A 20593-nucleotide genomic window follows, 5' to 3' on the forward strand; every position below is an offset into this window, starting at 1 on the left:
CAGGAGGAAACGAATAGCATGAGGAAAAACAGGAAGAAGCCTCGCAAAACGAGGCTTCCTGAGAGGCTTAATCGCAGGTCACGATCTTCATCGCCAGGCCGCCGCGAGAGGTTTCGCGGTATTTGGCGTTCATATCTTTACCGGTTTCGTACATGGTTTCGATAACCTTATCGAGACAGACGCGCGGCTCGCTGGTGCGGCGCAGCGCCATACGTGCCGCGTTCACCGCCTTCACGGAGGCAATCGCGTTACGCTCGATGCACGGCACCTGTACCTGCCCGGCAACCGGGTCACAGGTCAGTCCCAGGTTATGTTCCATGCCGATTTCCGCAGCAATGCACACCTGTGTCGGGCTTGCACCCAACAGTTCGGCCAGACCCGCCGCCGCCATGGAGCACGCCACGCCGACTTCACCCTGACAGCCCACTTCCGCACCGGAAATGGACGCATTCATCTTGTACAGGGAACCAATCGCGCTGGCGACCAGCAGGTAGCGCGCCAGAGAGTTCGCGTTCACTTCACGGATAAACTTGTCGTAGTACGCCAGCACCGCTGGAACGATGCCGCAGGCACCGTTGGTCGGCGCAGTGACCACACGGCCACCCGCAGCGTTCTCTTCGTTCACCGCCAGGGCGAACATGTTGATCCAGTCGACGACCGCCATCGGGTCCGTTGTCGTTTTGTCGGTGCTCACCAGCATACGGCGCAGCGCTGCTGCACGACGCGGCACGCGAAGCTTGCCCGGCAGAACGCCTTCGGTGGTGATACCGCGCTCAATGCCGCCGCGCATCACTTCCCAGACGCTAGTGAAGTGCTGTTCCAGCTCTTCTTTACTGTGCAGAGCCAGCTCGTTTTTCATCATCAGACCGGAGAGGGACAGGCCCGTCTCCTGGCAGTGACGCTGGAGATCCGCCGCCGTTTTGTACGGATACGGCACCTCGACAGATGAGGTATTGGTTTGACCAAAGTGGTCTTCGTCAACGATAAAACCGCCGCCGATAGAGTAGTAAGTCTGGCTGTATACCGCTTTGTCGCCCGCCAGCGCAGTGATACGCATACCGTTTTCGTGCAGCGACAGGTTGTCGGCATGGAAATTCATGCAGTGGTCAACCGGGAATTCCACTTCGTGTTCGCCGTTTGCCAGCAGCAGGCGACCGTGAGTATTGACGTCCTGGATGAAGCCTGGGATCGCATCAATATCAACGGTATCCGGCAGATTTCCCGCCAGGCCCATAATAATGGCGATATCGGTATGGTGGCCTTTCCCGGTCAGGGAAAGCGAGCCGTACACATCGACAACCACGCGGGTGATGTCGTGCAAGATGCCGCGTGCAATCAAGTCATCCGTGAACTGCTTACCGGCTTTCATTGGTCCGACGGTGTGAGAGCTGGAAGGACCAATACCGATTTTGAAAATATCGAATACGCTAATCATGATGCGTCCATTGCTTTCAGTCAGAGAGGAAGGAGTGCGCCGTCCGGGGACGGCGCGGGTGATAATCAGAACATGGTGTACAGGGAGTAGAAGATCGCAGAGATAGCGATAAGCCCCATGATAACCACAAAGACGTTGCTTACATGACCGCTGTACTTACGCATAGCAGGGACTTTCTGAATCGCGTACATCGGCATCAGGAACAGAATCATCGCGATGATCGGGCCGCCCAGGGTTTCAATCATGCCCAGGATGCTTGGGTTCAGCGTTGCTACCGCCCAGGTGGTGAGCAGCATGAACAGTGCAGTGATTTTGTTCAGCTTGCTGATTTCAATGCTCTTGCCTTTACCGCGCAGAGATTTAATCACCATACCGTTGAAGCCTTCACGTGCGCCCAGGTAGTGGCCAAGGAAGGATTTGGTGATGGCGATAATCGCGATGATAGGTGCCATCCATGCAATCAGCGGTGCGTTAAAGTGGTTCGCCAGGTAAGACAGAATAGAGATGTTCTGCTCTTTCGCTGCCGCCAGATCCGCCGGAGCGAGGCTCAGTACGCAACTGAAGACGAAGAACATAACGGTCAGTACCATCATGACGTGAGCGCGTGCCAGGATGCTGGAGCACTTCTTCTCTGCGCCATTACCGTACTCTTCACGTTTCGCAACGGCGAAAGAAGAGATGATTGGAGAGTGGTTAAACGAGAAGACCATCACCGGAATCGCCAGCCAGAGGGTCATCAGCAGGCCGTTACCGGTTGCAGATGCGCTGCTCAGGGACAGGGTTTCCAGCGCTGCACCGTTCCACTGTGGGATCAGGTAGCAGGCCAGTACCATCAGAGCAATCACGAACGGGAAGACCAGTACGCTCATCGCTTTCACAATCATCTGCTCACCGAAGCGCACGATGGTCATCATGCCCACAATCAGGATCAGAGACAGAATCGCACGCGGAGGCGGCGTCATGTGCAGCTGGTGCGTCATGAAGCTTTCAACGGTGTTGGTGATCGCCACGCTGTAGACCAGCAGGATTGGGTAAATCGCGAAGAAGTAGAGCAGAGTAATCAGTTTACCTGCGCCAACGCCGAAATGCTCTTCAACCACTTCAGTGATGTCTTCACCCGGATTTTTACCGGACAGCACAAAGCGGGTCAGACCGCGGTGTGCGAAGAAGGTCATCGGGAAAGCAATGATAGCCATGATGATCAGCGGGATCAGACCGCCGACGCCTGCGTTGATAGGAAGGAACAGTACACCAGCGCCGATTGCTGTGCCGTAAAGGCCAAGCATCCACATGGTATCCGTTTTGCGCCAACCACTTCGGGATTCAATCGAAGCAACGGTGCTGGTTTGAGTGGTTTCCATCTGTATCTCCTGGAGGAAGCAAATTGTCAGGTTTTTAGTCAAATCCGATGAAAAAGTACCTAACGGTAATATGAAATTCGTTCAGTGACGGTTTTTTAATAATTTTCACCCGTAACTATTGGCGGGCGGAAAGATACATTCTAGTTATGAATCTATCAGTGATCCTGATCCCAAATGCAATAATCCACTTATGATGTGGGCATCTTTAGACCATTTATCTGTTAAAAAAACATCAAAGAGAATTTACGGGCGCGAAGGCTACCACCAACGACATGTGAGCTGAAAGACTGACCAGTGATATAGGTGTCTTTAGCTGTAAAGAAATGGGTTTTTAGTATTTTCTGGCAGGTAATTTGGATTAAGGCTGATAATTTACGGTTGTAAAAACCAGGTAATCGTTTGCGTTTGCGCATAGTTTGTAAAAGACATAAGTGATGCGTATGAATTGCCTCAGTAATAAAAAAAGCCGGGACGCGCGACAGGGCGACCCGGCTTTGATGAGATGTTGCTAAGCGTTATGTGCAGATTTCGTAGCAAGGAATGTATGCGGAGCCAGGGAGCTTCATGCGGTGCTGGGCGACAAAGCCCTGCAGCATGTCATCCATACGGCGCATCATCTCCGGGTCACCGTGGATCTTGTACGGACCGTACTGCTCAATCGCGCGGATGCCCATCTCTTTGACGTTGCCCGCCACAATCCCGGAGAAGGCACGACGCAGATCGGCCGCCAGGACTTCCACCGGTTGGTCAGGGTAGAGTTTCAGGTTCGCCATATTCTCATGCGAGGGTTCAAACGGGATCTGCAGATCCGGCGCAATACGGATGGACCAGTTAAAGCTGTAGGCATCCCCAGTATCACGGCGGTTCTCTTTCACCAGCGGCATCGCTTTTTTCATCTGACGCGCCACTTCCGCGGCATCATCAATGATGATGCGATAGTGACGACGAGCGGCTTCGCCCAGGGTGTGCACAATAAACTCGTCCAGCACGCGGAAGTAGTCGGCGCTCTCTTTTGGCCCGGTCAGGATCAACGGCAGAACCTGATCTTTGTTGGCCGGGTTCATCAGAATACCCAGCAGATAGAGCAGCTCTTCTGCTGTGCCCACGCCGCCCGGGAAGATGATAATACCGTGGGCGATACGGACAAACGCCTCAAGACGTTTCTCGATATCCGGCATGATAATCAGCTCGTTAACCAGTGGGTTAGGTGGCTCAGCGGCGATGATTGACGGCTCGGTCATCCCGATAAATCGCCCCTCTTTGTAACGCTGTTGCGCATGCCCAACCGCCGCTCCTTTCATGGGGGCTTCCATCGCCCCCGGTCCACAGCCGGTACAGATATTCAGCTCACGCAGGCCGAGCTGCGTCCCTACCCGACGGGCGTAGAGATACTCGGTTTCGTTAATGGAGTGACCGCCCCAGCAGACGACCATGTTCGGCGCTTCGCCGACGTGCAGGGCACGGGCATTGCGCAAAATAGAGAACACCAGGTTGGTAATATGGACCGAGCTTTCCAGGTCGAGATGCTGGAAACGTCCTGCGTTATGGATCTGCCCGTTTACAAACAGAATGTCGCGCAGCACGGCAAACAGGTTAGCCTGAAGTGAACGAATGATGCGTCCATCGACGAAAGCGTCTTCCGGCGGATTGATGACTTCAAGCTTCACGCCACGCTCGCGGCGCAGCACGTTGATATCAAAGCTTTCGAAGCGGGACAGCAGTTCTTTGCTGTTATCTGTCAGGCTTCCGGAGTTCAGTACGGCAAGTGAACAGTTACGAAACAGTTGATAAAGATCGCTGCTGGCCGTGCGTTTAAGCATGTCCACTTCCAGCTGCGACAACATATCCATTGAGCCAAGCGGGCTAATATGTGTAATCAAGTGAGCTCCTTACGGGACGATTATCGTCTTTCCCTGTTGATTACAATAGCCCTGCCGCGTGACGTTTCACAACCTAAAGCGCGGAAGATACCGCGCATATTGTGAAAATATTTATATTACTGGCGTACCAGCCGGCCCGTAGCAGGGACAAAGTCGGTATTGGTCCGCCACGGGTTGATATCCAGACCGCCACGGCGGGTATAGCGCGCGTAAACGCTCAATTTTTCTGGCTGGCAGAAACGCTGAATATCGCTAAAGATGCGCTCCACGCACTGCTCGTGGAATTCGTTGTGATGGCGGAACGACACCAGATAGCGCAGCAGCTTTTCCCGGTCAATTTTCGGGCCGCGATACTGGATCTGCACTGAACCCCAGTCCGGCTGGTGGGTAATCAGACAGTTGGACTTCAGCAGATGGCTGACCAGCGTCTCTTCGACCACCTTTCCGCTTGCCGCATTTTCGAGGTAATCGGCGCTGAATTCATAATTCTCCACCTCGATATCCTGATCGTCGATGCAGGTCCCATTGAAGTGGGCAATCGGCTGGCCTTCCAGCTCGTGCAGGCGATACAGTGAAACGCTCACCTTGCCCTGCGCGCAGGCGCTTAAATCACGTTCAAGGGTGTGCTGAACATCGTCCCAGTGGGCGAATTTGGTCTGGTTAAAGCTGTTGAGATAGAGCTTAAAGCTTTTGGATTCCACCAGATTCTGGCTGGCGTAATCCAGCTCAACGTGGCCCACCGCCACCTGCGGCAGTCCGCGCGCGTTGAGCCACGAGAGTTCGTACAGCGTCCAGATATCACCGCCGACAAACGGCAGCGCGTCCGCATGCAGACCCAGAGGATCGCGATTCAGGCTGCGCGGCACGCCCTGCAGCAGGCTTGCATCGTAGGTATCGCGGTAGTCGGTCGATTTACCCAGCGTTAAGCCGGTTAACGCCTGATGATTTTCGTAAGACATGTTTCATAGCCACTTTACAGGTACACTTATGGCCTGAGTTTATCCTGTCTGACAAGAAGAGAGAAATCGGTGGACATCGAAACTGCAAATGCCCTCACTACCTTCACAACCCGCTATTGCGATGCATGGCATGAAAAGCAGGGCTCGTGGCCGCAAAGCGCTGATTTATATGGCGTCCCCTCGCCGTGCATTATCTCTTCATCCGACGATTACGTTATCTGGCAGCCAAAGCCCAATGCTGGTTCGCAAAATGTAAATGCGGTTGAACGGGCAATGGACCTTGTGGTACAACCAGCGGTTCATGCGTTTTATGCCACGCAGTTTGCAGGGGATATGCCCGCGCGCTTTGCTGATATCACGCTGACGCTGTTGCAGACCTGGAGCGAAGACGATCTGCAGCGTGTTCAGGAAAACCTGATTGGTCACCTGGTCACGCAAAAACGCCTTAAGCTTTCTCCGACGCTCTTTATCGCCACGCTCGACAGCGAACTGGATGTTATCTCTGTCTGTAACCTGTCCGGCGAAGTCATTAAAGAGACTATCGGTACCCGCAATCGCGAGACTCTCGCCCCCTCTCTTGCGGATTTCCTCACCCGACTTGAGCCACTTCTGTAATCCATGATGCTATAGCGCGTGTGAGAGATCTCTTACAAGGTTTGTGAGAGATCGCTGGAACATTCAGTATCGCCTTATTTAATTCAGATTAATATCACACTGTTTTTCAATGGATTACTTGCTCTTACGCTCTTTTTTAGGGATTTCTTACGGCTCACAACGCTGACAGGGTGGGTTGTAAGACGAAGCGGAATAGCGGATTCTATCTCCGTCGACAGGAAGCCGACACGAGAAACGAACATCAGGATGATGGCGTTTCTCACTCAGGACTCGTCAGGATGGCGCTGCAGGAAGGCTTCAGGATGAAGCAAAGGGATAACGCAGGATGCGTAAGGGACACCTCCAGGAAGGAGAACGAGAACCGGTCGGGATGGTCGGTGGGTCAGGAAGACCAGGACGTTTCAGGATGAAACAAACACGTCAGGAAGATGTGTGCATGACGCACAGGTTTACGGATGACCAGGCCTTCGGGCTCAGGAAAAGTTGTCACGGATGAGCAGGGAGCACGAATTGTAGCTGGAATGCTGCGAAACGAACCGGGAGCACTGTTTTTACAGTGCTCCCTTTTTTTATTTCTGCCGTCCGCAATGCTATGCTGCGCGCCGTTCACTTTTTCAGTTGAGGTTACCATGACGCAACACGATAGCGTTCGTGCTCAGTTGCACGCCATCGAAGCCCTTTTGCGCCAACATCAGCTGTGGCAGGAGACCGCGCCGCAGCCCGAAGCGTTCGCGAGCACTCAGCCCTTCTGCCTGGATACGCTGGCACCGTTCGAGTGGCTGCAGTGGGTGTTAATTCCGCGTTTGCACGCCTTGCTTGAGGGCGGTCATCCGCTGCCGCAGGCATTTGCTGTCTCTCCCTATTATGAAATGGCGCTCGAGGCGACGCATCCTGCGCGCGACGTGATGCTGGTCGAACTGGAAAAACTGGATGTCCTGTTTGCCGGTGAAAATGCATGACGCTTGAGATCCTCTATCAGGACGAGTGGCTGGTGGCGGTAAATAAACCGTCAGGCTGGCTGGTGCACCGAAGCTGGCTGGATCGCGACGAGAAAGTGGTGGTGATGCAGACCGTGCGCGATCAGATTGGCCAGCATGTTTTTACCGCTCATCGTCTCGACAGACCGACTTCCGGCGTGCTGCTGATGGGGCTGTCCAGCGAAGCAGGCCGTCTGCTGTCACAGCAGTTCGAACAGCACCAGATCCAGAAACGCTACCATGCGATAGTCCGTGGCTGGCTGACCGAGTCCACCACGCTGGACTACCCGCTGGTGGAGGAGCTGGACAAAATCGCCGATAAATTTGCCCGCGATGACAAAGGTCCGCAGCCCGCAGTGACGGATTATCGCGGCATGGCGACGACCGAAATGCCGGTGGCCACCAGCAAATTTCCGACCACACGCTACAGCCTGGTTGAGCTTCTGCCCAAAACCGGGCGTAAGCACCAGCTGCGGCGGCATCTTGCGCACCTGCGCCACCCGATTATTGGCGACAGCAAACACGGCGATCTGCGTCAGAACCGCAGTGCGGCCGAACATTTTGGCTGCGGCCGTCTGATGCTACACGCGAGCGAGCTCAGCCTGACGCACCCGTTTACCGGCGAACCGCTGACTATCCACGCGGGGCTGGATGACGTCTGGATGCAGGCCCTGTCACAGTTTGGCTGGATGGGGCAACTCCCCAAAAATGAAAGGGTTGAGTTTGTACCGGGCAACGTTCAGGATGAACAGTAAGCGCATTCATTATGGGAAAATAGCATGGCTGAAGTAGGCATTTTTGTCGGCACAATGTACGGCAACTCGCTGCTGGTAGCGGAAGAGGCTGAGGCAATACTCGCCAGCCAGGGCCATAAAGCCACGGTCTATGAAGACCCGGAACTGGCAGACTGGGAAAAGTATAAAGATAAATACATTCTGGTGGTGACCTCCACCACCGGGCAGGGCGATCTGCCGGACAGCATCGTGCCGCTATTCCAGGGAATTAAGGACCAGCTTGGCTATCAGCCGGACGTGCACTACGGCATCATTGCCCTCGGCGACAGCTCTTACGCCAACTTCTGCGGCGGTGGTAAGCAGTTCGATGCGCTCCTGCAGGAACAGAGCGCCCAGCGCGTCGGCGAGATGCTTCTGATTGACGCTGGTGAGCATCCTGAACCCGAAAGCGAATCGAACCCGTGGGTGGAGCACTGGGCCTCTCTTCTCAAATAACACTCTGCCCGGCGGCGCTTCGCTTGCGCGGGCCTACGGGTTTCGTAGGCCGGGTCAGGCGGAGCCGCCACCCGGCGCTACATATCGCACCAAACGCCAATTCCGTGAACCACCTTCCACTCCCCTGGGCTTATGCCATAAACAACCTCTCATACACCCTTCAATACTGTGTTTTTGCACGGTGAGAGAACGTGTCACTCCTTCATATACTTTCCCGGTCACTATAAAACGGCTTCAGGCCGTACCAAAACGACAAAACACAAATCTCATTCTGATTACCCTACCGGTGCTGTACAGAATGAACCAGGCGAAAGCTATGTTTCAGGAGTGCAACAATGAGTACATTAAGCCACGCAGCGAGCAGCGCTGAAAAGCGCACCAATGCCCGCTACTGGATAGTGGTGATGCTGTTTATCGTCACATCCTTTAACTATGGTGACCGCGCCACGCTGTCGATTGCCGGCTCGGAAATGGCAAAAGATATCGGCCTTGATCCCGTGGGCATGGGTTACGTTTTCTCCGCATTCTCATGGGCCTACGTCATCGGGCAAATTCCTGGCGGCTGGCTGCTGGACCGTTTTGGCTCTAAACGCGTCTATTTCTGGTCCATCTTTATCTGGTCTGCCTTTACCCTGCTCCAGGGCTTCGTCGATATCTTCAACGGCTTCGGCATTATCGTGGCGCTCTTTACGCTGCGCTTCCTGGTGGGCTTAGCGGAAGCACCTTCCTTCCCCGGCAACAGCCGCATTGTGGCGGCCTGGTTCCCGGCGCAGGAGAGGGGAACGGCGGTGGCTATTTTTAACTCTGCCCAGTATTTCGCAACGGTGATCTTTGCGCCGATTATGGGCTGGCTGACGCATGAGGTGGGCTGGTCGCACGTCTTCTTCTTCATGGGGGGGCTTGGGATCGTTATCAGCTTCGTCTGGCTGAAAGTGATCCACGAACCCAACCAGCATCCTGGCGTAAACAAAAAAGAGCTGGAGTACATTGCTGAGGGCGGAGCGCTGATCAACATGGATCAGAAAGCCGCGGCGGCTAAAGTTCCGTTCAGTCAGAAATGGGCGCAGATCAAACAGCTCGTCGGCTCCAGGATGATGATCGGCATCTATCTGGGCCAGTACTGTATTAACGCCTTAACCTACTTTTTCATTACCTGGTTCCCGGTCTACCTGGTGCAGGCCCGCGGCATGTCGATTCTGAAAGCAGGTTTTGTTGCCTCGATCCCGGCAATCTGCGGCTTCGTCGGTGGCGTGCTCGGCGGGGTGATTTCCGACTGGCTGATGCGCCGCACGGGTTCACTGAACATCGCGCGTAAAACGCCGATTGTGCTCGGCATGCTGCTCTCCATGACCATGGTGTTCTGTAACTACGTCAGCGCGGAGTGGATGATTATCGGCTTTATGGCGATGGCCTTCTTTGGCAAAGGCATTGGCGCGCTGGGCTGGGCGGTGATGGCGGATACGGCACCGAAGGAGATCAGCGGCCTGAGCGGCGGCCTGTTCAACATGTTCGGCAACATCTCCGGCATTGTTACGCCAATCGCTATCGGTTACATCGTCGGCACGACCGGCTCTTTTAACGGTGCGCTGATTTACGTAGGTGTGCATGCGCTGGTGGCGGTACTGAGTTACCTGGTGCTCGTGGGAGATATCAAACGCGTCGAACTTAAACCTGTTGCGGAGCGTGGATGATGACAACGCAATCGAGCCCAATCGTCACGGAGATGAAGGTCATTCCGGTGGCCGGGCAGGACAGCATGCTGCTCAATATTGGCGGTGCCCATAATGCCTGGTTTACCCGTAATATCGTCGTGCTGAAAGACAGCGCAGGGAATACCGGCGTGGGCGAAGCGCCAGGCGGGGAGGTGATTTACCAGACGCTGGTCGCCGCTATTGCGCAGGTGGTGGGCCAGGAGATCGGCCGTCTGAACAAGGTGGTTCAGCGGGTGCATAAGGGCAATCAGTCGGCAGACTTTGATACGTTCGGTAAAGGTGCCTGGACGTTCGAACTGCGCGTCAACGCGGTCGCCGCGCTGGAGGCGGCCCTGCTCGATTTACTGGGCCAGGCGCTGAATGTCCCGGTCTGCGAGCTGCTGGGGCCTGGCAAACAGCGCGATGCGGTGACGGTGCTGGGATACCTGTTCTATATCGGCGATCGCACTAAAACCGACCTGACCTATCTGGAATGCACCCCGGGCAGCCACGAGTGGTATCAGCTGCGCCATCAGGAGGCGCTCTCCGGGGAGGCCGTGGTCCGGCTGGCCGAGGCCGCGCAGGATCGCTACGGCTTTAAGGATTTCAAACTGAAGGGCGGCGTGCTGCCCGGCGAGCAGGAGATTGAAACGGCCCGGGCGCTGAAGAAGCGCTTTCCGGATGCACGCATCACCGTTGACCCGAACGGCGCATGGCTGCTGGATGAAGCGATTGGCCTGTGCAAAGGGCTGGGGGATGTCCTGACCTATGCGGAAGACCCTTGCGGCGCGGAGCAGGGCTATTCGGGCCGTGAAGTGATGGCCGAGTTCCGTCGTGCTACCGGGATGCCGGTGGCGACTAATATGATTGCCACTAACTGGCGCGAAATGGGTCATGCGGTGATGTTGAATGCCGTCGACATTCCGCTGGCGGACCCACACTTCTGGACGCTCTCAGGCGCGGTGCGTGTGGCACAGCTGTGCGATGAGTGGGGCCTGACCTGGGGATGCCACTCGAACAATCATTTCGATATTTCGCTGGCGATGTTTACCCACGTTGGCGCAGCAGCGCCGGGTAACCCGACCGCCATCGACACCCACTGGATTTGGCAGGAGGGTGAAGCCCACCTGACGAAAAATCCGCTGGAAATCAAAAATGGCAAGATTGCCGTACCGGATGCGCCGGGCCTGGGCGTGGAGCTTGACTGGGATCAGATCCATAAAGCCCATGAGGCGTATAAAAAATTGCCGGGCGGCGCGCGTAACGATGCAGGCCCAATGCAGTACCTTATTCCCGGCTGGACATTTGACCGTAAGCGCCCTGTTTTCGGACGTCACTGATAAAAGGATTGAACGATGAGTACTTTTTCTACCCCTGTAGTCACCTCCATGCAGATCGTTCCGGTTGCGGGCCATGACAGCATGTTGATGAACCTGAGCGGCGCGCATGCGCCATTCTTCACCCGCAATATTGTGATTATCAAAGACAATGCCGGCCATACCGGCGTGGGTGAAATCCCAGGCGGGGAGAAGATCCGCAAAACGCTGGAAGATGCCATTCCACTGGTGGTGGGCAAAACGCTGGGTGAGTACAAAAATGTTCTCAATACCGTGCGCAATACCTTTGCCGATCGCGATGCCGGTGGCCGTGGTCTGCAAACTTTCGATCTGCGCACCACAATCCACGTGGTGACCGGTATTGAATCCGCGATGCTGGATCTGCTGGGACAGCATCTGGGCGTTAACGTTGCGTCGCTGTTAGGTGAGGGTCAGCAGCGCAGCGAAGTGGAAATGCTGGGCTATCTGTTCTTTGTCGGCGACCGCAAACTGACGCCTTTAGCGTATCAGAGCCAGCCGGACGAACAGTGCGACTGGTACCGGCTCCGCCACGACGAGGCGATGACCCCGGATGCGGTGGTGCGTCTGGCGGAGGCCGCGTACGAAAAATATGGCTTCAATGATTTCAAACTGAAGGGCGGCGTGCTGGCCGGTGAGGAAGAGGCGGAAGCCGTCACCGCACTGGCAAAACGTTTCCCGCAGGCGCGCGTGACGCTCGATCCGAACGGGGCCTGGTCGCTTGAGGAAGCGATCGCGATCGGCAAGCAGCTGAAAGGCGTCCTGGCCTACGCGGAAGATCCATGCGGGGCTGAGCAAGGCTTCTCTGGGCGGGAAGTGATGGCGGAGTTCCGTCGCGCCACGGGGTTGCCGACCGCGACGAATATGATTGCCACCGACTGGCGTCAGATGGGACACACCCTGTCATTACAGTCTGTCGACATTCCGCTGGCTGATCCGCATTTCTGGACGATGCAGGGGTCGGTGCGCGTAGCGCAGATGTGCCACGAGTTTGGCCTGACATGGGGCTCGCACTCCAACAACCACTTTGACGTGTCGCTGGCGATGTTCACTCACGTTGCCGCCGCCGCGCCGGGCAAGATTACCGCTATCGACACGCACTGGATCTGGCAGGAAGGTAATCAGCGTCTGACTAAGCAGCCGTTTGAGATCAAAGGTGGCATGGTGCAGGTGCCTTCAACGCCGGGGCTGGGGGTTGAGCTGGATATGGACCAGCTCATGAAGGCCCACGAGCTGTATCAGAAACACGGTCTGGGCGCACGCGACGACGCGATGGCGATGCAGTATCTGATCCCGGACTGGGCATTCGACAATAAACGTCCGTGCATGGTACGATAAACGCATTGGGACCGCTCCCATGAGCGGTCTTTTACGTGGTGTATGCTTAACGTAACGACTATGCGTAAGGATGGCTTATGAAAATTGTTATCGCACCGGACTCGTATAAGGAAAGTTTGAGTGCGCTTGAGGTTGCGACAGCGATAGAGCGTGGTTTTCGCGAGATCTTTCCCGAGGCGGTTTACGTCAAACTGCCGGTCGCGGATGGTGGCGAAGGAACGGTTGAGGCGATGATCGCGGCAACGCAGGGACGCATTGTACATGTTCCGGTGACCGGTCCGCTGGGTGAGCGCGTGGAAGGGTTTTATGGCTTATCCGGTGACGAGCAGAGTGCTTTTATTGAAATGGCGGCTGCAAGCGGCCTGGAGCTGGTCGCTCCTTCGCAGCGTAATCCCCTGAAAACGACCTCCTGGGGCACAGGCGAACTTATTCGTCACGCGCTGGATGCAGGCGTTAAGCATATCATTATTGGCATTGGCGGCAGTGCGACCAACGACGGCGGAGCAGGAATGGTGCAGGCGCTGGGGGCAAAGCTGCTGGACGCCAGTGAACAGCCCCTTGGACAGGGTGGGGGCGAGTTGGGAAAACTTGCCCGTATCGACCTGAGCGGGCTGGACAAACGTCTGGCGGAGTGCCGGATAGAGGTCGCCTGCGACGTGACCAATCTCCTGACCGGAAAGGATGGCGCATCAGCCGTATTTGGTCCGCAAAAGGGGGCTACACCCGAGATGATCGTTACCCTGGACAACGCGCTTGCACAGTATGCGAGAGTCATTGCCCGGGATCTGGATATCGATGTGCTAAACCTTGCTGGCGGCGGCGCGGCGGGCGGCATGGGGGCAGCACTGTACGCCTTTTGTGGCGCGCAGCTGCGCCAGGGCATTGAGATCGTGACCGATGCGCTACACCTGGCTGACCAGGTGGCCGATGCGGATTTGGTGATCACGGGGGAAGGTCGCATCGACAGCCAGACGATCCACGGCAAAGTCCCGGTGGGCGTGGCGAAAGTGGCGAAACGCTTTAACAAACCCGTCATCGGCATTGCAGGTAGCCTGACGGCGGACGTTGGCGTAGTACACGATCACGGTATTGAGGCGGTGTTTAGCGTCATTTACACCATCTGCTCGCTCGAAGATGCGCTGGAAAATGCCAGCGAGAACGTCAGGATGGCCGCAAGGAATATCGCGGCGGTGCTGAAAGTCGGGCAGGCATTTTAGCTGTCATTGCCGGGTGGCGGCTTCGCCTTACCCGGCCTACGTTAGTGCACCTGTAGGCCCGGTAAGCGTAGCGCCACCGGGCTTTTACCTCAGTTTCCTAACACCTTCATCGCTTCCCGCGTCACATTATCCATTTCATCCAGCAGTTCCAGGAACTCCGGTTCAAGCTCCGATTCCGGCGTACCGGCGCGCAACTGTTGCTCCAGCAGCTGGCAGAGGTTTTTCAGCCGCGGAACGCCGCTGTACCCGCAGCTACCGTGCAGCTTGTGGATCGCTTCCAGCAGTTCTTCCGGGTTTTCACCCACCAGCTGCTCCTCAACCTTATTACGAATTTCCGGCAGAAACGCGACCAGCATTTGCAGCATTTCCCGGGCCAAATCAGGTTTACCTGCCGCCTGGCGCAGGGCAAGCTGCCAGTCAAAGGTTGCGTTCTGATTGACGCTGATTTCAACGGGCTCACTGGAAACCGTGTACGTCCCGCCTATATGACCCGGCTTATAGCGTAACAGCAGGTTATGGAGTTTCTCTTCATCGATTGGCTTCGCCAGATAATCATTCATCCCGGCGCTCAGCAGCTTCTCTTTCTGGCCGGCCATCGCATGCGCGGTGACCGCAATAACCGGGGTTTGCTGCTGGTGCGGCAGCTGATGGATCAGCTCGCAGGCCCGAATGCCATCCATACCCGGCATCTGAATATCCATCAGGATTAAGTCGAGCTGCATCTGCTTAGCCTGTTCAACCGCCTGCGCGCCGCTGGTGCACAGCTCAACGTGCTGTACCTGGTCTTCAAGCAATGCGCCAATGAGCTTCAGGTTTGCCGGATTATCATCCACCGCCATTACGCTCATCGGCAATTTTTGCTCGTCGTTAATCAGCGGGAGGGCATGCTGGCTAAGACGACAATACTCCGTGAGCGCGGGCAGCAGGCGGGTCGAGGTGAGCGGCTTAAGCAGACATGCGGCTGCCCCGTCATTTTTCAACTCTTCTGCATTGAGCTGGGCGTGGCAAGGCAGCGCCAGCAGGAGATAGTCGGTCATCGACGCGGCTTTCGCCAGCCGCTCCTGCTGCATGGTCAGTTCGCCGGTGAAGGTGACCGGGATCCCCATTAGCAGAATGTCGTAATGCTCAACGGCAAGGGCTGAGAAGGTGGGGCTGTAGACCACCTCCAGCGGCGTGGTGCTTAAGATATCGAGTGCGCACTGCGCTGCCGCCGCGTTCGGTTCGACGTAGGCCAGACGCTTGCCTTTCAGGCAGTCCGTCACCGGACCATCGGTCAGCACGTTCGGATTGAGGTCCAGATTAATGTGGAACCAGAAGGTTGAACCGCGGTTCGGCTGGCTGTGGAAAGAGATATCGCCGCCCATCTCGTTCACCAGGCGTTGCGTGATCACCAGCCCCAGGCCGGTGCCGCCATGACGGCGGGAGATACTGGCGTCCGCCTGACGGAACGCCTGGAACAGACGCGACTGATCCCGTTCCGGAATACCGATGCCGGTATCGCGGATCTGGACTTCGATCTGGACCTTATTGCTGCTAATGGAGCGTTTCTCTACCAGAATGTCGATGTTACCGCTTTCGGTGAATTTAATGGCATTCCCGACAAGATTGGTAATGACCTGCTGCAGGCGCAGCGGATCGCCAATGACGTTATCCGGCACGTCGTTTTTAATGTTGAGCGTCAGCTCAAGGCCTTTGTCGTGCGACGAGTGCGCGAGCAGCGTCACCACTTCATCGAGCGTACTGCGCAGCGGGAACGGAATGCTTTCCAGGATAAGCTTGCCCGCTTCCAGCTTGGAGAAATCCAGCACGTCGTTAATGATTGCCAGCAGGTTGTTGGCCGAGCGTTCAATGGTGTGCAGATGATCGCGCTGAGTAGGGTTCAGCTCGCTTTTCAGGGTCAGGCGGGTAAAGCCGATCACGCCATTGAGCGGCGTACGCAGCTCATGCGACATATTGGCAAGGAATTCAGATTTAATACGCGCCGCTTCCTGAGCGCGCTTTTTCGCCAGATCGAGCTCAACGTTCTGAATCTCCATCTGCTCCAGCGTTTCGCGCAGGTCGGACGTGGCCTGGTCAACGTTGTGCTGCATCTCTTCGTGGTACGCCGCCAGCGACATGGCCATCGAGTTGATGCCGTTTTTCAGCATATCCAGCTCGCCCAGCATAAACCCTTCCACGCGGCTGTCGAGCTGTCCCCGGCGGATGCGGTCAACCGTATTGACCATGTTGCGAATGGGCCCTGTCACATCGCGCATCAGGCGCCAGCCGAAGATCAGCGCGATACCAATGCAGAACAGCATCATTACGCCAGAGATAAAGATTTCTTTGTACTGCTGTAGCCGGACCGACTTAAGATCCAGCTCCAGCGCCACATATCCCAGCATGTTATCGCTGGATTTGGCGTCGGATTGCGCGGACTCATCGGGGGAATAGCTTTCCGAAACGATCGGCGTGCGCAGAATCATGATATCACCGCGCCGCAGTACGGTGAGGTGGCGTGGGAATGGCGTACCGTCCGGGATCTTCAGAGCCGCCGGATCGAGATGAAAATTCGAGGTCACAAACAGGCGGTTATGTTCATCGTATACGGAGATGGCGCGTACGATGTCAGAGTGACGGCGGTGGAGTACGCTGATTAACTGACCAATGGATTCGCGATTTTGCAGGTTCATACCGTACTCGCTGGAGACGGCAAGCGGTTCGATAATGCTGGCTCCTGCATCTTCGAGTTGCCGCTGCAAATCGTTATAGCGGTGCACCACAAAGAAGATACTCAGCAGCAAACCGATGAGAACGGTGGGGGCGAGGATCAAAATCATCATGCGCGCGCGCAGGCTGTAGTTGGTCATGGCGTTCCGTTATGGGACAATTAAGATAATTATGTTTATTTGAGAAAAATCTCGGCGATGGCGCAATTCTACTCTGCAAAGCGACGCGTGACGACGCGTGAAATCATAACCGTTGAAGCCACGGACCTCGATCCTTTTGGTCAGGGGGTGGCACGTCACAACGGTAAGGCTCTGTTTATAACAGGTTTGCTGCCTACAGAACGAGCAGAAATTACGCTGACGGAAGATAAACGCCAGTTCGCGCGCGGGCAGGTTAAGCGTCGCCTCAACGATAGCCCGGAACGCGTCAAGCCTCGCTGTGCGCATTTTGGCGTTTGTGGAGGCTGCCAGCAACAGCATGCGAGCACAGAATTACAGCAAAAAAGCAAAAGCAACGCTCTGGCGCGTCTGCTTAAACACGACGTTAATGAGATCCTCGCCGACGAGCCCTGGGGCTATCGCCGCCGCGCGCGCCTGAGCCTGAGCTATCAGCCAAAAAAGGCGCGGCTGGAGATGGGTTTTCGCAAGGCCGGTTCAAGCGAAATCGTTGATGTGAAGCAGTGCCCCATTTTGGTGCCCCATCTTGAGGCGTTGCTTCCGGACGTGCGCACCTGCCTCTCCGAACTGGACGGCGTTCGTCACCTTGGTCATGTCGAACTGGTCATGGCAAACAATGGCCCGCTGATGGTCCTGCGCCATACCGCGTCGTTGTCGAAAGAAGATCGTGAAAAACTGGAACGCTTTTCGCATTCCCACGACCTGGCGCTTTTCCTTGCACCGCAAAGCGAGATACTTGAGCAGGTTACCGGTGATGCGCCCTGGTATGCGTCAAACGGGCTACGCTTAACGTTCAGCCCGCGGGATTTCATTCAGGTGAATGATGGCGTTAACCAGCAGATGGTTGAGAAAGCGCTGGCGTGGCTGGATGTCCAGAAAAGCGATCGGGTACTCGATCTGTTCTGCGGAATGGGCAACTTCACGCTGCCGCTGGCGCGAAAAGCGGCCAGCGTCGTCGGCGTGGAAGGTGTTGACGCGCTGGTAGCGAAAGGGCAGGAGAACGCACAACAGAACGGCTTGCAAAATGTGACATTCTTTCATCAAAATCTTGAGGAAGATGTCACTCAACAGCCGTGGGCAAAGCAGGGCTTTGATAAAATTCTTCTCGACCCGGCGCGTGCAGGTGCCCCGGGTGTAATGCAGCATATTATTAAACTCGCGCCGAAGCGTGTGGTCTATGTTTCCTGTAACCCGGCAACGCTTGCCCGAGATAGCGAGGCATTACTCAGCGCGGGTTACCAGATTCAGCGTCTGGCAATGCTGGACATGTTCCCGCACACTGGGCATCTGGAATCGATGGTGTTGTTCGAGCACATTTAATGAGTTTGGCTTGTCGACTTCGACAGGCCCTGGTCCCTAAAGGAGAGGACAATGGTTGCGGTAAGAAGTGCACATCTTAATAAAGCTGGGGAATTTGACCCACAAAAATGGATCGCAAGTCTGGGAATTTCCAGCCAGCAGTCGTGTGAACGCTTAACCGAAACCTGGGCCTATTGCCTGCGCACCACGCAGGGGCATTCCGACGCCGATCTTCTCCTGTGGCGCGGCGTGGAGATGGTTGAAATCTTATCCATGCTGAACATGGACATCGAAACGCTGCAGGCCGCGCTTCTGTTCCCCCTCGCAGATGCGGACGTGGTCAGCGAAGATGTGCTGGGCGACAGCGTCGGGAAATCCGTCGTTGCCCTTATCCACGGCGTGCGCGATATGGCAGCCATTCGCCAGCTAAAAGCCGCGCATACAGATTCCGTCTCCTCAGAACAGGTCGACAACGTACGCCGGATGCTGCTGGCCATGGTGGATGATTTCCGCTGCGTGGTCATCAAGCTTGCTGAGCGTATTGCCCATCTTCGTGAAGTGAAGGATGCACCGGAAGACGAGCGTGTGCTGGCTGCCAAAGAGTGTACGAACATTTATGCACCGCTGGCGAACCGCCTGGGGATTGGTCAACTGAAGTGGGAGCTGGAAGATTATTGCTTCCGCTACCTGCATCCGGCGGAATACAAACGTATTGCCAAACTCCTGCATGAGCGCCGTATCGACCGCGAACACTATATCGATGAATTTGTCGGCGGTTTGCGCCAGGCGATGAAAGAAGAGAACGTGCGCGCCGAAGTCTACGGCCGACCAAAGCATATCTACAGCATCTGGCGCAAAATGCAGAAGAAGCACCTCGCCTTTGACGAGCTGTTTGACGTGCGCGCCGTGCGTATCGTGGCGGAACGTCTGCAGGATTGCTATGCCGCGCTGGGGATCGTACACACTCACTTCCGCCATCTGCCGGATGAGTTCGATGACTATGTCGCCAACCCCAAACCTAACGGCTACCAGTCTATCCATACCGTTGTGCTTGGCCCTGGCGGCAAAACGGTCGAGATTCAGATCCGCACCAAACAGATGCACGAAGACGCTGAGCTGGGCGTCGCTGCACACTGGAAATACAAAGAAGGCACCTCCGGTGGGGCGCGTTCAGGCCATGAAGACCGCATTGCCTGGCTGCGTAAGCTGATTGCGTGGCAGGAAGAGATGGCCGACTCTGGCGAGATGCTCGACGAAGTGCGCAGCCAGGTCTTTGACGATCGGGTGTATGTCTTTACCCCGAAAGGGGACGTTGTCGACCTGCCAGCCGGCTCCACGCCGCTCGATTTTGCCTACCACATCCACAGCGATGTGGGGCACCGTTGCATCGGGGCGAAAATTGGCGGGCGTATCGTACCGTTCACCTATCAACTGCAGATGGGTGACCAAATTGAAATCATTACCCAGAAGCAGCCCAACCCGAGCAGGGACTGGCTTAACCCGAACCTGGGTTATGTCACCACCAGCCGCGGGCGCTCGAAAATTCACGCCTGGTTCCGCAAGCAGGATCGTGACAAGAATATCCTTGCCGGTCGCCAGATCCTTGACGACGAGCTGGAGCATATCGGGATAAGCCTGAAAGAGGCGGAGAAATTCCTGCTGCCGCGCTACAACTTCAACGAGCTTGACGAGCTGTTAGCGGCCATTGGCGGCGGTGATATCCGTCTGAATCAGATGGTGAACTTCCTGCAGGCGCAGTTCAATAAGCCAAGCGCAGCAGAGCAGGACGCGGCGGCGCTGAAGCAGCTGCAGCAGAAAACCTACGCGCCGCAGCAGCGCAGCAAAGACAACGGTCGCGTGGTGGTCGAGGGCGTGGGCAATCTGATGCACCACATTGCCCGCTGCTGCCAGCCTATTCCGGGGGACGACATCGTCGGCTTTATCACCCAGGGGCGCGGCATTTCTATTCACCGCTCCGACTGCGACCAGCTCGCTGAGCTGCAATCACACGCACCGGAGCGCATCGTGGAAGCCGTCTGGGGTGAGAGCTACTCTGCGGGTTACTCGCTGGTGGTACGCGTTACCGCCAACGATCGCAGCGGTCTGCTGCGCGATATCACCACCATTCTCGCTAACGAGAAGGTCAACGTGCTGGGCGTTGCCAGCCGCAGCGATACCCGCGAGCAGCTTGCCACTATCGATATGACCATCGAAATCTATAACCTGCAGGTGCTGGGCCGCGTACTTGGCAAACTGAACCAGGTGCCGGATGTGATTGACGCGCGTCGTCTGCACGGCGGTTAACTGCACTTTCTTATGTAGGCCGGGTAAGGCTTCGCCGCCACCCGGCTT

15 protein-coding genes are annotated in these 20593 nt (G+C 56.1%); 10 read left to right on the plus strand and 5 right to left on the minus strand.

The genetic code is table 11. The features are described from left to right. Window positions 1–67: 67 nt before the first annotated feature. The 4 genes from PYW49_RS11615 to queF form a co-directional block, all read right to left on the minus strand. Window positions 68–1435, minus strand: a complete 1368-nt coding sequence (locus PYW49_RS11615) for an L-serine ammonia-lyase (RefSeq protein WP_134348873.1) — start codon at window positions 1433–1435, stop codon at window positions 68–70. Between the two features lie 65 nt (window positions 1436–1500). Further along, on the minus strand, window positions 1501–2796 hold the full coding sequence (locus PYW49_RS11620) for an HAAAP family serine/threonine permease (RefSeq protein WP_320386482.1): 1296 nt from the start codon (window positions 2794–2796) through the stop codon (window positions 1501–1503). Window positions 2797–3311: 515 nt separating this feature from the next. After that, window positions 3312–4676: a nucleotide 5'-monophosphate nucleosidase PpnN gene (gene ppnN / locus PYW49_RS11625; protein ID WP_134348875.1), complete on the minus strand. Its 1365-nt coding sequence runs from the start codon at window positions 4674–4676 to the stop codon at window positions 3312–3314. A gap of 116 nt (window positions 4677–4792) precedes the next feature. Continuing rightward, entirely contained in the window at window positions 4793–5635 is an 843-nt protein-coding gene (gene queF / locus PYW49_RS11630) for an NADPH-dependent 7-cyano-7-deazaguanine reductase QueF (protein ID WP_134348876.1), read from the minus strand. Window positions 5636–5704: 69 nt separating this feature from the next. Between queF and syd the strand changes: the two genes are divergently transcribed. The 8 genes from syd to PYW49_RS11670 all read left to right on the plus strand — a co-directional run bounded on the left by syd (window position 5705) and on the right by PYW49_RS11670 (window position 14057). Next, on the plus strand, window positions 5705–6250 hold the full coding sequence (syd, locus tag PYW49_RS11635; protein WP_320386483.1) for a SecY-interacting protein: 546 nt from the start codon (window positions 5705–5707) through the stop codon (window positions 6248–6250). Window positions 6251–6879: 629 nt separating this feature from the next. After that, the gene (locus tag PYW49_RS11640; protein ID WP_320386484.1) at window positions 6880–7209 is read left to right on the plus strand and encodes a YqcC family protein; all 330 of its coding nucleotides are present in this window, start codon (window positions 6880–6882) and stop codon (window positions 7207–7209) included. After that, on the plus strand, window positions 7206–7982 hold the full coding sequence (gene truC / locus PYW49_RS11645) for a tRNA pseudouridine(65) synthase TruC (RefSeq protein ID WP_320386485.1): 777 nt from the start codon (window positions 7206–7208) through the stop codon (window positions 7980–7982). The genes PYW49_RS11640 and truC overlap by 4 nt, the downstream gene beginning before the upstream one ends. A gap of 24 nt (window positions 7983–8006) precedes the next feature. Continuing rightward, entirely contained in the window at window positions 8007–8456 is a 450-nt protein-coding gene (locus PYW49_RS11650) for a flavodoxin (RefSeq protein ID WP_248229192.1), read from the plus strand. A gap of 335 nt (window positions 8457–8791) precedes the next feature. Further along, a complete protein-coding gene (locus tag PYW49_RS11655) occupies window positions 8792–10147 on the plus strand; it encodes an MFS transporter (protein WP_320386486.1) in 1356 nt (451 codons plus the stop codon). Beyond that, window positions 10147–11487 carry an enolase C-terminal domain-like protein gene (locus PYW49_RS11660; protein WP_320386607.1) on the plus strand — a complete coding sequence of 447 codons (1341 nt, stop codon included), beginning with the start codon at window positions 10147–10149 and terminating at the stop codon, window positions 11485–11487. The genes PYW49_RS11655 and PYW49_RS11660 overlap by 1 nt, the downstream gene beginning before the upstream one ends. A 15-nt stretch (window positions 11488–11502) precedes the next feature. Beyond that, window positions 11503–12840, plus strand: a complete 1338-nt coding sequence (gudD, locus tag PYW49_RS11665; RefSeq protein ID WP_320386487.1) for a glucarate dehydratase — start codon at window positions 11503–11505, stop codon at window positions 12838–12840. A 77-nt stretch (window positions 12841–12917) separates the two neighbouring features. Next, a complete protein-coding gene (locus tag PYW49_RS11670; protein ID WP_320386488.1) occupies window positions 12918–14057 on the plus strand; it encodes a glycerate kinase in 1140 nt (379 codons plus the stop codon). 89 nt (window positions 14058–14146) lie between these two features. Here PYW49_RS11670 and barA read toward each other — a convergent pair whose 3' ends face one another. Beyond that, window positions 14147–16906: a two-component sensor histidine kinase BarA gene (barA, locus tag PYW49_RS11675; protein ID WP_134348883.1), complete on the minus strand. Its 2760-nt coding sequence runs from the start codon at window positions 16904–16906 to the stop codon at window positions 14147–14149. Window positions 16907–16963: 57 nt separating this feature from the next. Here barA and rlmD point away from each other — a divergent pair, with 57 nt between their 5' ends. Together rlmD and relA are read left to right on the plus strand one after the other, a co-directional pair. Beyond that, entirely contained in the window at window positions 16964–18262 is a 1299-nt protein-coding gene (gene rlmD / locus PYW49_RS11680; RefSeq protein WP_320386489.1) for a 23S rRNA (uracil(1939)-C(5))-methyltransferase RlmD, read from the plus strand. 51 nt (window positions 18263–18313) lie between these two features. Next, entirely contained in the window at window positions 18314–20545 is a 2232-nt protein-coding gene (gene relA / locus PYW49_RS11685; protein ID WP_320386490.1) for a GTP diphosphokinase, read from the plus strand. Window positions 20546–20593 lie beyond the last annotated feature (48 nt).

The sequence above is a fragment of the Enterobacter chinensis genome (assembly GCF_034008295.1).
Lineage (GTDB): Bacteria > Pseudomonadota > Gammaproteobacteria > Enterobacterales > Enterobacteriaceae > Enterobacter > Enterobacter chinensis.